The organism is Streptomyces sp. NPDC059874 (genome assembly GCF_042731135.1).
GTDB lineage: Bacteria > Actinomycetota > Actinomycetes > Streptomycetales > Streptomycetaceae > Streptomyces.
In genome coordinates this window covers 67,650-80,623 of record NZ_JBHWJY010000033.1, presented here as the reverse complement: position 1 = coordinate 80,623, position 12,974 = coordinate 67,650, and the positions used below count along the sequence as shown (strand labels likewise).

Below are 12,974 nucleotides of genomic sequence, written 5' to 3'. Positions count from 1 at the left end.
CAGCGGGAATCCCGCGGCGGCGGCCTTCTTCGTACGTCCTGATGAGCTACAGGCGGATCAGGCGGCGGGGGAGGACGCCACCCGGTGCGTGACGCAGCCGTGGCCGGCCGGGGAGGAACGGGGCCCGGACGCACGGTGGTCCACCTCGAAGACCCCCATCAGCACCGGGTCCAGGCAGGTGCAGGTGCGCTGCGCCGGCCGGGGCTCCGGGGTGCGCAGCAACTCCAGGTAGGCGGCCTCCGTCTCCGGCGCGGGGTCTATGCCGAGCTCCTCCGCCAGCACCTCCCGCAACTGCTGGTAGCTCCGCAGCGCCTCGGCGCGGTTGCCGGCCCGGGAGTGGGCCGCCATCCGGCAGCGGTATGCGCTCTCCCGGAACGGGGCCCGGCGCACGGCCTCCTCCGCGTAGCGCAGGGAGTGGTGCTCGTCGCCCAGGGCGGAGGAGGACAGGCTCGCCATCTCCAGTGCCCGCAGGCGGAGTTCTTCGAGCTGTTCGCGCATCGCGTCGACCCATTCGCCCTCGTGCGAGGGCAGGAACGAGCCGCGCAGGTTCGACACCGCGCCGGCCGCGAGCTGCTGGGCGACCGCGTAGGCGCCCGTCGCGTAGGCCTCGGCGGCCTCGGTCACGGCCACTTCCGCGCACTCCACGTCCACGGCCGCGTCCTGAGGAAGCCGCAGGATGTAACGGCCGCCCTGCGCGACGAGAGGGGTGACCCCCGGCTGGTCCTGGGGCGTCGTGACGAAGGTGCGCACCCGGCTCACCAGGCTGCGCAGTGCGGACGCCCACGTGTCGGGCAGACCCTCGGGCCAGATGGTTTCGGCCAGTTGGTCACGGTCCGTGCCCCCGGCCCGCTCCATGAGCAGCCGGGCGAACGCCACTTGGGCCTGGGCGCTCGACAGGTGTTGTGGCGGTGCTCCGTCCGGCTCGATCGTGACAAGGCCTACGAGTCTGATCAGCACTATGCACTCTCCGAAACGGTCGTCATCCGGCCGAGTCCCCCAAGGTCGTGCGATTCAGAGAATAGCGGCGGTCCGCTCTTGCGTCGCTCTTGCGCCCCACGAGCCTTAATGGAATTCCACTAGAGCCCCGCCGGAAAAACGGCGGAGCGTCGATGGAGTTCCGGGTCCGCCGGACGATCGCGACGAGGAGAAGCACGTGAACGCATCCGCTGCCTGGAAGCGCTTGGAGCCGAAGCTGGCGTATTTCCGTGACCGCGTCCGGTCGCTGGAATACGAGCCCAATCGGAAGAACAGCTTCGTCGCCTACACGGCCGAGCGGGACTCCGCGTACGCCGACCAGGACGGCCGCCGGCTGCTGATGATGTCCGGCTACTCCTACCTCGGGCTCGCCGGCGACGAGCGCGTCGTCGCGGCCGCCAAGGCCGCCGTCGACCTCTACGGCACCGGAAACCACGGCGTGCGGGCCCTGGCCGGCACGACCCCCCTGCACGAGGAACTGGAGGCGGAGGTCGCCAAGGTGGCCGGCCGCGAGAAGGCCCTGGTCTTCGGCTCCGGCTACGCCGCGAACACCGGCACCGTCGGCGCGATCGTCGGTCCCGGCGACACCGTCTTCATCGACAAGTACGACCACGCGAGCATCGTCGACGGCTGCAAGCTCTCCGGCGCCACCGTCACCCGCTTCCGCCACAACGACGTCGCCCACCTGGAGCGCCGCCTCGCGGCCGCCCCCGACACCGGTGTCCGCCTGGTCATCGTCGACAGCGTCTACTCCATGGACGGCGACATCGCCCCCCTGGTCGACCTGCGCAAGGTCTGCGACGCCCACAACGCGCTGCTGATGGTCGACGAGGCCCACGCGCTCGGCGTCATCGGCGCCACCGGCAAGGGCATCGAGGAGCACTTCAACCACGAGGTGAAGGTCGACGTCAAGCTCGGCACCCTCTCCAAGGCCATCCCCTCCATGGGCGGCTGGGTCGCCGGGTCCGCCGAGTTCATCCACCACCTGCGCTACGCCGCCCGCCCCTTCCTCTTCTCCGCGGCCCTCGGCGGCGCCCAGACCGGCGCGGCCCTGGAATCCCTGCGGATCCTGCAGCGCGAGCCGTGGCGGGTGGAGTTCATCCAGAAGCAGTCCGCGCGCTTCCGCGACACCCTCAACGAGGCCGGCATCAGCACCGTCGACAGCGAGACCGCCGTCGTCCCCGTCATCGCCGGCTCCGACCACGCCGCCTACGACCTCGCGACCGTCGCCCGCAAGAACGGCGTCATCGGTCTCCCCGTGGTCACCCCGGCCGTCCCCAACGACCTGGCCCGGCTGCGCATCGCCATCACCGCCGCCCACACCGAGGCCGACCTCGACTTCGCCGCGGAGGCCTTCATCAAGTCGGCGCGCGAGTGCCGGATCATCTGACCGCCCTCACGACGACCGCTCACACGCCTTAGGGAGCAGACATGCCTGGACCGTCCAGGGGCAGTTCGGCGCGGCCGCCCGTAGCCATCACCGGCATGGGCGTGGTCACCCCCGGCGGGTGCACCCCGGACGAGCTGTGGCAGACGCTGCGGGCCGGCCGGTCCACCGCCGCCGAGCTCACCCACTTCGACCTCAGCCGGCACCGGGTCCGGATCGGCTGCCGGGTTCGCGGACTCGACGGGCTCGCCGGGCTCGTCCCGGCCAAGGAAGCCCGCCGGATGGACCCCTTCGCCCACTACGGCACGGCCGCGGCCCTCGCCGCCCACCGCGACGCGGGATCGCCCACCGCCGCAGCCGGCCGCACCGCCATCGTCGTCGGCAACGCCGTCGGCGGCCGCGCCACCAGCGACCTGGAATCCGCCCACTTCACCGAAGGCGGCCCGGCCAAGGTCAACCCGCTGATGCCGCTGATGACGATGCCCAACGCGGCCGCCGCGCACATCGCCATCCGGCTCGGCTGGACCGGCCCCGCCCTCACCGTGGCCAACACCTGCGCCAGCGGCGCCGACGCCATCGGACACGCCCTGATGCTCCTGCAGACCGGCCGCGCCGACCTCGTCATCGCCGGCGGCGCCGAGCACACCCTCACCCCGGTCACGCTGGCCGGCTTCGGCAACCTCAACGCGGTCTCCTTCCGCAACGACGACCCGGAGCGCGCCTCGCGCCCCTTCGACAAGGACCGCGACGGCTTCGTGATGGGCGAGGGCGCCGGGTTCGTCGTACTGGAACGGCTGGAGGACGCCACGGCCCGCGGCGCGAAGACGTACGGGCTGGTCGCCGGGTACGCCGCCACCGCCGACGCCCACCACCTCGCGATGCCGCTGCCCGACGGCGCCGGAGCCGCGGCCGCCATGGAGGGCGCCATCGCCGACGCCGGCCTCGACCCCTCCGACATCGTGCACGTCAACGCGCACGGCACCTCGACCCCGCACAACGACCGGTCCGAGGCGGCGGCCCTGCGGAAGGTGTTCGGCACCGCCCAGCCGCCCGTCACCGCCCCCAAGTCCGTCATCGGCCACCTCATCGGCGCCGCCGGCGCCGTCGAACTCATCGCCACCGTGCAGGCCATGCGGCACTGCGAGGTGCCGCCCACCGCCAACCACGAACAGCTGGAGCCAGGAATGGACATCGACGTCGTCCACGGCGCACCCCGCGCCGTGCCCTCGGGACCCGCGATCACGAACTCCTTCGGGTTCGGCGGGCACAACTCCTCAGTGGTGGTGACGCCGGTATGACGCTCCTGTCGCTGCCCTCCCCGGTCCGTACGCTCACCGTCACCGAGCCCGAGATCACCGACTACCGAGGCGCCGCACGGCGCGGGCTCCCCACTGCCCGCCCCGGCCAGGCCTCGCCCGTCCACACCTTCGTCCTCGCCCACACGGTGGCCGAGCAGACCGTCGCCGCGCTGACCGAGGCCGAGCCCGGCCCGGTGTCCGTGGTCCACCTCGGCCAGGACATCCGCACCGCCCGCCCGGTCCGGCCCGGCGAGGAGGTGACCGTACGACTCGACGTGCTCGGCATACGAAAGGAGCCGCGCGGCGCCCGGATCGCGCTGCGGGTCCGGCTCACCGGCGAGGACGGCCCGGAACCCTTCGCGGAACTGGTCATCTCCGCCCTGCTGGTGGGCGCGACCCTGCTGGAGCCGTTCGGCGACATCGCGGGCGGCCCCGCCGCCCCGACCCCGCTCGGGGCGGGCGAGGCGCAGAGCGCGGTGCACGAGCTGACCACCGACTGGATCAGTACGTACGCCCACGCCTCCGGCGACCTGAACCCCATCCACCTCGACGAGGACGCGGCCCGGGGGGCCGGCTTCGACACCGTCATCGCGCACGGCATGAGCGTCGTCGCCCTCGCGGTGGAGGAGGCCGTGGACCGCTTCGCGGGCGGCGACTCCGCCAAGGTGCGCGGCCTCGGCTGCCGATTCTCGGCCCCCGTGCCGCCCGGCATCCCGCTGGAGATCACCCTGCAGCCGGACGCCGAGGCCCGCGTCGTCCGCTTCACCTGCAAGACGCCGAAGGGCGCGGCCGTCAAGAGCGGCTGGATCGAGCTCGACCGGCCGGCCGCGGCGGAGGCGGGTGAGCTGCCGTGACCACGACTCCCGGAATTCCGGCCGCCCCGGTCGTCGAACTCGGCCTCCTCGGCGGATTCCTGACCCAGGTCCGCGACCGCCCCCACGCCACCGCGCTCGTCTTCAACGGGGACGAGACCAGCTACCGGGAGCTGTACGAACTCGCCGGACAGGAACGGGACCGGCTCGCCCGGCTCGAACTCGCCCCCGGAGTCCCGGTCGGCGTCCTCGCCGACAAGTCCCCCGGCGCCGTGGCCCTCGTCCTCGGATGCCTGCTGGCCCGCCGGCCGCTGCTGCTCCCCTCCCCCGCCCTCGCCGACACCCTGCTCGCCGATCTCTTCGCCCAGGCCGGCTGCGCCCACGTCCTCGCCCCCGGCGGCCAGACCGCCCGGGTCACACCCAACCCGGACGTCGCCGCCCAGCCGCTGCCGGCCGACGAGGCCGCCGACGTGGCCCTCATGCTCACCACCTCCGGCTCCACCAGCCTGCCGAAGATCGTCCCGATCGGCCTGGACGCCGTGGACCGGTTCACCCGGTGGGCCGGCAACGCCTTCGAGATCGGCCCCGACCGGACCGTCCTCAACTACGCCCCCCTCAACTTCGACCTCTGCCTCCTCGACGTCTGGACCACCCTCGCCCGCGGCGGCCGCGTCGTCCTCGTCGACCCGGCACTGGCCGCCCACGGCCGCCACCTGAGCGACCTGGTCCAGCGCCACGGAGTGCAGGTGGTGCAGGCCGTACCGATGGCCTTCGGGCTCCTCCAGGACGCCGCCGCCAAGACCGGCGACATCTTCCCCGGCGTCGAGCACGTGATGTTCACCGGTGACGCCATTCCCGACCGCACCTTCGCCGCCCTGCCCGCCCTCTTCCCCAAGGCCCGCATCCACAACATCTACGGCTGCACGGAGACCAACGACAGCTTCATCCACGAGGTCGACACATCGGTCACCTCCTTCCCGCCCGTACCCATCGGTCGCCCGCTGCCCGGCGTGCGCGCCCTCGTCCTCGACCCCGACACCCTCACCCCCGTCGAAGGCCCCGGCAGCGGAGAACTGTTCGTCTCCACCCCCTTCCAGACCCGCGGCTACCTCGACCGGACCCGGCACGCCGACAAGTTCACCGACCACCCGCTCGGCCTCGACGACCGCCGCTGGTTCCGCACCGGAGACCTCGTACGGCGCGACGGTGCCGGCACCCTGCACCTGACCGGACGCACCGACTTCCAGGTCAAGGTGCGCGGAGTCGCCGTCAACACCGCCGAGATCGAACGGGTCCTGCAGGAACACCCCGAGGTCCTGGAGGCGGGCGTCGCCGCCCTGCCCGACCCGATCGCGGGCAAGCGACTCGTCGCCGGCGTCCAGCGCGCCCCCGGCTCCACCCTGACCGGCCTGCAACTGCGCACGCACTGCGCCCGGCACCTGCCCAGGGCCGCCGTGCCCCACCAGCTCACGGTCACCGACGTGCCGTTGCCGAAGACGGCCACCGGAAAGGTCGACCGCAAGGCGCTCGACCGGCTCGACCAGCTGAGCCTCACCACCACACCCGTAGCCACACCTCTCGCCGAAGGAATCCCGTCATGAGCAACGTCGACACCATCAAGAACTTCGTCATCACCGAGTTCCTCCCGGGCACCCCGGCCGCCGAGCTCGCGGTCGACCACGACCTGCTCAACGACGGGGTCATCGACAGCCTGGGCGTCCTCAAGCTGATCGCCTGGGTCGAGGACCGCTTCGAACTCGCCATCGGCGACGAGGACCTGGACCCCAACAACTTCCGCAGCGTCGAGTCGATCGACACCTTCATCACCCAGGCCCGCAGCACGGCCGCCGCCTAGGCCAACCACCCAAGGCACCCCCGACGGAGACGAGACGGAGACCGACCGTGCACGACGCACTCACAGGCCTGCTGGAGCAGCAGGCTCCCGTCGGCCGCGAGACCTGGCGGTCCTGGTGGGACCAGCTGGGCGCGGGCAGCCTCGACAAGGCCGAGGTGCTCGCCCTGCTGGCCTCCCTGAGCAGCCGGCTCCCCGACCACCAGACCCTGCGCCACCTGCTGGACTCGCTCGCCGAGCGCCGGCCGGCGGGCCCGGTGACCACCCCCTGGGAAGGCACCGTGAACGTCGTCGGCACCGGCGGCGGGCCCAAGACGTTCAACATCTCCACCGCCTCGGCGTTCGTCGCCGCGGCAGCCGGGGTCAAGGTCGTCAAAACCGGCTCCCGCGCCTACACCAGCTCGCTCGGCTCCGTCGACCTGCTGGAACGGCTCGGTGTCCGCCTCACCTCCTCCTACGCCCAGACCGAGGACACCCTCGCCACGTACGGGATCGCCTTCGCCGGGCCCTTCGTCTACCCGGCGCAGCTGACCCGGCTGGCCCGGACCGTGGCCCCGCTGAGCATGAAGCCCTTCGGCCGGTTCCTGAACGCCCTGGGCCCCTTCCTCGCCGACCTGCCGGTGGCCGCCCAGGTCACCGGGGTCTCGGCGGCCGCACCGCTCGAGACCCTGCGGGAGCTCGCCGCGACCACCACCACCCGTCGCATCTGGCTCACCACCAACGACACCGGCGCGGACGAGCTGCTCCCCTTCGCGACCAACACCGTCCACGGGGACCACTTCCTGACCCGGATCATCCGGCCGGGCGAACTCACCCCCGGCGACGGCTCCTTCGGCGACCTGCGACCGGCCGCCGACCCGGCCGGAGCGGTCGAACACTTCCTCTCCGTCCTCTCCGGCACGGCGGGCCGGGTGGCCACCCGGACGGTCTGCCTCGGTGCGGCCGCCCTGGTGGTGGCCGCCGGCACCCGCCGGGACTGGCCCTCCGCGGTCTCGCTCGCCGAGGAGGCGGTCCGCTCCGGCGCCGCCCACGACCTGGCGCAGCGCCTCGCGGCCACCGCCCCGGCCCCGCGCACCCTGGCGGTGGCCCGTGCCTAGGCCTCCGGCGGTGACAGGGACGACGACCGGCACCATCACGGCGGGGACGGACTCCGCCTCGACCGTGACGCCGACGACGGCCCCCGCCCGGGTCACGGGGCCGACCGCCGCCCAGGCCGCGCAGGCGGCTACGGCACCCGCCCCCGCCCCCTTCTTCGCCCGCCGCACCCCCGGCGGGGCGCCCGGACTGGCGCTCTTCCTCAACGCGGGCGACCCGCCCCTGCCGGTCCTGCGGGACCTGGTCCTGATGCTCGACGAGGAGGGCGTGGACTGCCTGGAACTGGCCGTCCCGTTCCCCGACTCGGTCACCGACGGCCCGGTCGTCCGGCGCTCCGCGCGCCGGGCCCTGGACCGCGGCGGGGCCGAACTGGACGACGTACTCGCCTTCATCGCGGACGTACGGCCGCACCTGGCCCACCTGCGGATCGCCCTGCTCGCCGACTGGAGCCACTCCCTCAAGCACCGGGACCTGGCCACCGCCACCCGCGAGATCGCCGCGTCGGGAGCGGACGGACTGCTGGTGCACGCGCTGCCGCCGCGGCTGCGCGCCGCACACCTGGAGTCCGCGGCGGCGGCGGGCATCCCCGTCGTCACCACCTGCTACGCCAAGAGCGAGCCGGAGACGCAGGCCCTGGCCGCCGCACACGCCTCCGCCTACCTCTACCTCGTCGCCCACTACGGACGCAGCGGGACCGCACCCGCCGCCGGCCACGCCGCGCTGGCGCGGACGGTCACCGGGCTCCGGGCGCACACGAACTCCCCGATCGCCGTCGGCTTCGGGGTCAGCACACGGCAGGACGTCGAGGCCGTCGGGGCCGCCGGCGCCGACGCCGCGATCATCGGCTCCGCCGCTGTGGCGGCCGTGGAGCGGGCGCAGGAAGCCGGTCGCGATGTGACCGAGGCCTTCCGCGAGTTCGTCCGCTCGGTCCTGCCCGAAGAACCGCACTGACCGCACTGACCGCACTGACCGCATTGGCCTCACTGGCCTCACTGGCCTTCTCGACCACCAGAAGAGAGCTCCACCCCTCATCCGGAACATCCGTGCACCACCCTCACACCGGGAGATCGCCATGATCGTTCGTGACATCGAGTCCGTGAAGACCGTCGAGTGGGGCAACGGCCTCAGCCGCCGCTTCCTCCTCGCCGAGGACGGCCTGGGCTACTCGCTCACCGACACCACCGTGCTGGCCGGCACCAAGTCCCGCCTGGAGTACGTCAACCACCTGGAGGCCTGCTACTGCATCGAGGGCTCCGGCGAGGTCATCGAGCTCGACGGCACCTCGCACGAGATCGTCCCGGGCCGGATGTACGCCCTCGACCAGCACGACGCCCACTACCTCGTCGCCAGCCCGCACGAGGACCTGCGCCTGGTCTGCGTCTTCTCGCCGGCCCTGCGCGGCGACGAGGTCCACAGCCTCGACGCGCACACCTCCTCCGCCTACTGAGGCGCAACGGCGCCCACCCGAAGCGCCACTCATCCGAACCACCACCGAAACAAAGGGGTCCGTCGTGATCCGTTGGAACGCCGACCAGGCCGAGCTGCGCGACAGCCTGGAGCGGTGGGGAGACGCACTCAGCGCAGACCACATCGAACTCGACGAGCAGTCCGCCTTCTCGGAGGACAAGTGGAAGCTCGTCCAGAAGACCGGGATCCTCTCACTGCCCTTCGACGAGGACCACGGAGGCCTCGGGCAGTCGATCCTCACCACCATGCACGTGCTGGAAGGCCTCGGCGAGTACAACCGCGACTCGGGCCTCAGCTTCTCGGTCACCACGTCCATCTGCTCCACCGGAATCCCGCTCCAGCAGTTCGGCACCGTCGAGCAGAAGGAGCGCTACCTGCCCCTGATCTGCTCGGGCGAGGCGATCGGCGCCCACGCCATCACCGAGGCCGAGGGCGGCTCGGACGCCATGGCGATGACCACCAGGGCCATCCGTGACGGGGACGACTTCGTCATCAACGGCAGCAAGTGCTTCGTCAGCAACGGACCGGTCGCCGACCTGATCGTGCTCTACGCCCGGACCCACCCGGACGGCGGCCCGCTCGGCACGACGGCGTTCCTGATCGACCGCAAGACCCCGGGAATCACGGCCGGCAAGCCCATGAAGAAGATGGGTCTGCGGACCTCGCCGATCAGCGAGCTGTTCTTCGACGACGTACGGGTCCCGAAGAGCGCGGTGCTCGGCAGGGTGGGCGGCGGGTTCATGGTCATGGACCACGTGATGAAGCGGGAGATCCTCTTCTCCTTCATCGTCAACGTGGGCGAGATGCAGCACCGGCTGGAGCGGTGTGTCGAATACGCGAAGACGCGTAAGTCGTTCGGAAAGGCGATCGGTTCGTACCAGACGATCGCCAACAAGATCGTCGACATGAAGATCCAGCTGGAGACCGCCCGCAAGTGGCTCTACGACACGGGCGAGAAGCTGCAGGCCGGCGAGAACGTCACCCAGGACCTCGCCATCGCCAAGCTCGTCACCAGCGAGGCCAACCTGGCCGGCAGCCTCAGCGCCGTGCAGATCTTCGGCGGCCACGGCTACATGTCGGAGTTCGGCCTGGAGCAGGAAGTGCGCAACGCCGTCGGCGGCACCATCTACTCCGGCTCGAACGAGATCCAGTACAACCGCATCGCCTCCACCCTGGGACTGGGCAAGTGAGCACCACGCGCCCCCTGTCCCAGACGCTGCTGAAGGTCTGCGGGGCCACGGTCCCGCAGGACATCGAGGCGGCGGCGGCCGCCGGGGCGGACTGCGTCGGGCTTTGGCACGGCGTACCCGGCGGCCCGTCGGAACTGGACCCGGACGGGCTCGCCACCCTCGCGGCGGCGGCCCGTTCGGCCGGCCTCCTGCCGGTGCTGGTGACGTTCCTGGCCGACTCCGCCGCGCTGGCCGAGATCGTCCGGCGCACCGGAGTCGGCTGGGTCCAGCTCCACGCCTACCAACCGCCGGCCGTCGTACGGGCCCTGCGCGAGGCACTGCCCGCCGAGACCGGCATCGTCAAGGTGCTGCACGTCGACGAGGGCGGGGGCTGTGTGGAACGCCCGCTGATCGGCGCGTACGAACGGGCCGGCACCGACCTCTTCCTCCTCGACACCGCCACCGGGGACGGCCGGATCGGCAGCACCGGACGCACCCTCGACCCGGCCCGCCTCACCGCCCTGCTGCCCCGGCTGACCAAGCCGTTCCTGCTGGCCGGCGGCCTGTCCCCGGCCAACCGCCCCGCCTACGAGGACGTCGTGCACCACACCGGTTTCCGCGGCATCGACGTGGACACCGCGGCGCGCGACCTGACGACCGGCCGCTTCGGCGTCCCGGAGATCGCCGCCCTGGCCCGCGCCTGGCGCACGGGCGCCCACATCGCCCCCGTCCCCGACGACCCCCGACTGGAGCTCTCGCGATGACGAAGCAGAACCGGACCGGCTTCCCTTTTCTCGAGGCCCTCCAGGCCTCCCCGACCCCAGTGGTGATGGAGGTGAAGCGGCGCGACGCCCACGGCTACGACCTGGTCGGCGGCCGCACCCCGGCCGCGATCGTGGGGGCGTACGAGATCGCGGGCGCGCCCTGCATCTCCGTCGTGACGGGCCGCTGGTTCGGCGGCTCACCGGCGCTGCTGCGGGACGTGGCGGCGCTGACCGACCTCCCGCTCCTCCAGAAGGACTTCATCACCAGGAAGGACCAGATCCGCACGGCGAAGGAACTCGGGGCGTCCGCGGTACTGCTGACGGCGGCGCTGCTCCCCGCGTCGAGCATGCGCACGCTGGTCACGGAATGCCTGCTGACCGGCCTCACCCCCTTCGTGGAGGTCACCGCGGAGTCCGAACTCGAAGCGGTCCACCACCCCGAGGAGTGCGTGATCGCGGTCAACAACAAGGACATCAAGACGCGCGAGCGCGGCGCCGGCGACCTCGGCCGCTCCCTGGACCTCCTCCCGGCTGTCCGCGCGCTCGGCACCGCCTGCCCGGTGAGCGCCAGCGGCATCGACGGCCCGGAGACCGCCGCCGAACTCCTCGACGCCGGCTTCGGAGGCCTGCTGGTGGGCACCTCGCTGCTGCGCACCGGATCCCCCTCGGCCTGGGTGGACGCGATGGCCGCGGCCCGGAAGGAGCTGGCGGTCCGATGACCACTCTGCTGGGCGGCGTACGCCCGTACACCCTGAACGCGGCGGGCATCCCGCTGTCGGCGATCCTCGCCCTGCCGGACGGCGGCGCACCGCCCCGCTCCACGATCCTGGCCATCCACGGCCGGGGCATGCGGGCGGCGTACTGGAACTCCTTCATCCCCCTCGCCACCAGCCTGGGCCACGCGGTCCTGGCGGTCGACCGGCCCGGCTACGGGGACTCGGCGAACCTGCTCCCCGAGGGCCAGCGCCTGGCCGAGCAGGCGGAGACCCTCCACGCGGCCCTCAAGGAGCACGCCGCCGGGTACGACATCGGCGCCGGGGTCTTCCTCCTGGGCCATTCGGACGGCGGCAAGGTCGCCCTCCACACGGCGGCCACGGACGGCGCCCTGCCCCTGCTCGGCCTGGACGCCTCGGGCGTCGGCTACCGCTACAACCCCGAGGCCCTGCACTTCCCGTCCACCCTCGGCGGCGGCGCCACCAAGCTCAACTGGGGCCCCCTGCCGCTGTACCCGCGCGGCACCTTCCAGGCGAGCCGCGCCCTGCTCTCCCCGACCCCGCCCCGGGAGTCGGCGGAAACCCTGCGCTGGCCCGGCCAGTACGAGGAACTCGCCTCGCGCGTCCGCATCCCGGTCCGCCTCACCTTCGCGGAACACGAGGCCTGGTGGGACCTGGACGCCGCCACCCTGACGGCGATGGCCTCCCGCCTCACCTCGTCCCCGCGCGTGACCCTGGAACACCTCCCGGCGGCGGGCCACAACATCACCCTCGGCCACGCGGCCGCGGCGTACCACCTGCGGGTGCTGACGTTCCTGGAGGAGTGCCTGCCGGCCGGGCGGGCCTAGAGCTCCGAGGTGTCGAGCTCGATCCCGAACGGCTCGGGCAGCCGCAGGGCCGTCCCGAAGGGGTGCGGCCCCTCGGTCCGGGTGTACCCGAGCCGCCCGGGCTCGGAGAAGAGCGTGACGGTGCCTTCGACCCGGTCGACGAGGAGGTAGAGCGGTGCGCCGTACTCGGCGTACCGCCTGCGCTTGACGACCCGATCGGTCTCCGCGTTCGACTCCGAGGTCACTTCGACGATGAGCAGTGTCTGGTCGGGCAACAGGGCCCCACCGCCCTTCGCCGGCTCCTTCGGTACGACGGCGATGTCGGGGACGTACCAGTTCGGCGACCCGGGCAGGTCGAGATCTCCCGACCCCATGAAGCAACCCAGCTCACCGACCCGGTCCCGGAGGACCTGTCTCACCACGGCAGCCGACGCCTCGTCACCCCAGGGCCGAGACTGGCGCACGATGTGCCCTTCGATTCCCTCGACGTGGTCGTCGGCCATGTGCTGGATGGCGTACTTCAACGCGCGCTCGGGGTCGGCGGCCATGGGCGTGACGGTAGCTCTCCGGCAGGGGCGGGGCCCGGTGGTAGGCCCCGCCGTCACTCGGACGGGG

At 72.3% G+C, this 12,974-nt stretch carries 14 protein-coding genes; 12 read left to right on the top strand and 2 right to left on the bottom strand.

Going from position 1 to position 12,974, the window contains the following annotated elements; all coding sequences use genetic code 11:
- Positions 1-57: 57 nt before the first annotated feature.
- Entirely contained in the window at positions 58-957 is a 900-nt protein-coding gene (locus ACFV9H_RS20415) for a BTAD domain-containing putative transcriptional regulator (RefSeq protein WP_385400043.1), read from the bottom strand.
- Positions 958-1,153: 196 nt separating this feature from the next.
- Between ACFV9H_RS20415 and ACFV9H_RS20410 the strand changes: the two genes are divergently transcribed.
- The 12 genes from ACFV9H_RS20410 (at position 1,154) to ACFV9H_RS20355 (ending at position 12,380) form a co-directional block, all read left to right on the top strand.
- On the top strand, positions 1,154-2,365 hold the full coding sequence (locus ACFV9H_RS20410) for an aminotransferase class I/II-fold pyridoxal phosphate-dependent enzyme (RefSeq protein ID WP_385400041.1): 1,212 nt from the start codon (positions 1,154-1,156) through the stop codon (positions 2,363-2,365).
- Between the two features lie 41 nt (positions 2,366-2,406).
- Positions 2,407-3,660: a beta-ketoacyl-[acyl-carrier-protein] synthase family protein gene (locus ACFV9H_RS20405; RefSeq protein ID WP_385400038.1), complete on the top strand. Its 1,254-nt coding sequence runs from the start codon at positions 2,407-2,409 to the stop codon at positions 3,658-3,660.
- Positions 3,657-4,514 carry a MaoC/PaaZ C-terminal domain-containing protein gene (locus tag ACFV9H_RS20400; RefSeq protein WP_385400035.1) on the top strand — a complete coding sequence of 286 codons (858 nt, stop codon included), beginning with the start codon at positions 3,657-3,659 and terminating at the stop codon, positions 4,512-4,514. The genes ACFV9H_RS20405 and ACFV9H_RS20400 overlap by 4 nt, the downstream gene beginning before the upstream one ends.
- The gene (locus ACFV9H_RS20395; protein ID WP_385400032.1) at positions 4,511-6,073 is read left to right on the top strand and encodes an AMP-binding protein; all 1,563 of its coding nucleotides are present in this window, start codon (positions 4,511-4,513) and stop codon (positions 6,071-6,073) included. The genes ACFV9H_RS20400 and ACFV9H_RS20395 overlap by 4 nt, the downstream gene beginning before the upstream one ends.
- Positions 6,070-6,327, top strand: coding sequence for a phosphopantetheine-binding protein (locus ACFV9H_RS20390; RefSeq protein WP_365178104.1), 258 nt, complete (start codon positions 6,070-6,072; stop codon positions 6,325-6,327). Before ACFV9H_RS20395 ends, ACFV9H_RS20390 begins: the two co-directional genes overlap by 4 nt.
- A 47-nt stretch (positions 6,328-6,374) precedes the next feature.
- The gene (locus tag ACFV9H_RS20385) at positions 6,375-7,421 is read left to right on the top strand and encodes a hypothetical protein (RefSeq protein WP_385400029.1); all 1,047 of its coding nucleotides are present in this window, start codon (positions 6,375-6,377) and stop codon (positions 7,419-7,421) included.
- 10 nt (positions 7,422-7,431) lie between these two features.
- Positions 7,432-8,370 (top strand): tryptophan synthase subunit alpha, encoded by a 939-nt coding sequence (gene trpA / locus ACFV9H_RS20380; protein ID WP_385400026.1) that lies wholly within the window; start codon positions 7,432-7,434, stop codon positions 8,368-8,370.
- A gap of 121 nt (positions 8,371-8,491) precedes the next feature.
- Positions 8,492-8,866, top strand: coding sequence for an ectoine synthase (locus ACFV9H_RS20375; RefSeq protein WP_360869686.1), 375 nt, complete (start codon positions 8,492-8,494; stop codon positions 8,864-8,866).
- A gap of 64 nt (positions 8,867-8,930) precedes the next feature.
- Complete coding sequence (locus ACFV9H_RS20370; RefSeq protein ID WP_385400023.1) at positions 8,931-10,076, top strand: acyl-CoA dehydrogenase family protein; 1,146 nt, start codon at positions 8,931-8,933, stop codon at positions 10,074-10,076.
- Positions 10,073-10,819 carry an N-(5'-phosphoribosyl)anthranilate isomerase gene (locus tag ACFV9H_RS20365; RefSeq protein WP_385400020.1) on the top strand — a complete coding sequence of 249 codons (747 nt, stop codon included), beginning with the start codon at positions 10,073-10,075 and terminating at the stop codon, positions 10,817-10,819. Before ACFV9H_RS20370 ends, ACFV9H_RS20365 begins: the two co-directional genes overlap by 4 nt.
- Entirely contained in the window at positions 10,816-11,538 is a 723-nt protein-coding gene (locus ACFV9H_RS20360) for an indole-3-glycerol-phosphate synthase (protein ID WP_385400017.1), read from the top strand. The genes ACFV9H_RS20365 and ACFV9H_RS20360 overlap by 4 nt, the downstream gene beginning before the upstream one ends.
- Positions 11,535-12,380, top strand: a complete 846-nt coding sequence (locus ACFV9H_RS20355; protein WP_385400014.1) for an alpha/beta hydrolase — start codon at positions 11,535-11,537, stop codon at positions 12,378-12,380. Before ACFV9H_RS20360 ends, ACFV9H_RS20355 begins: the two co-directional genes overlap by 4 nt.
- Here ACFV9H_RS20355 and ACFV9H_RS20350 read toward each other — a convergent pair.
- Positions 12,377-12,907 carry a Uma2 family endonuclease gene (locus ACFV9H_RS20350; protein WP_385400011.1) on the bottom strand — a complete coding sequence of 177 codons (531 nt, stop codon included), beginning with the start codon at positions 12,905-12,907 and terminating at the stop codon, positions 12,377-12,379. The genes ACFV9H_RS20355 and ACFV9H_RS20350 overlap by 4 nt on opposite strands.
- Positions 12,908-12,974: the final 67 nt, after the last annotated feature.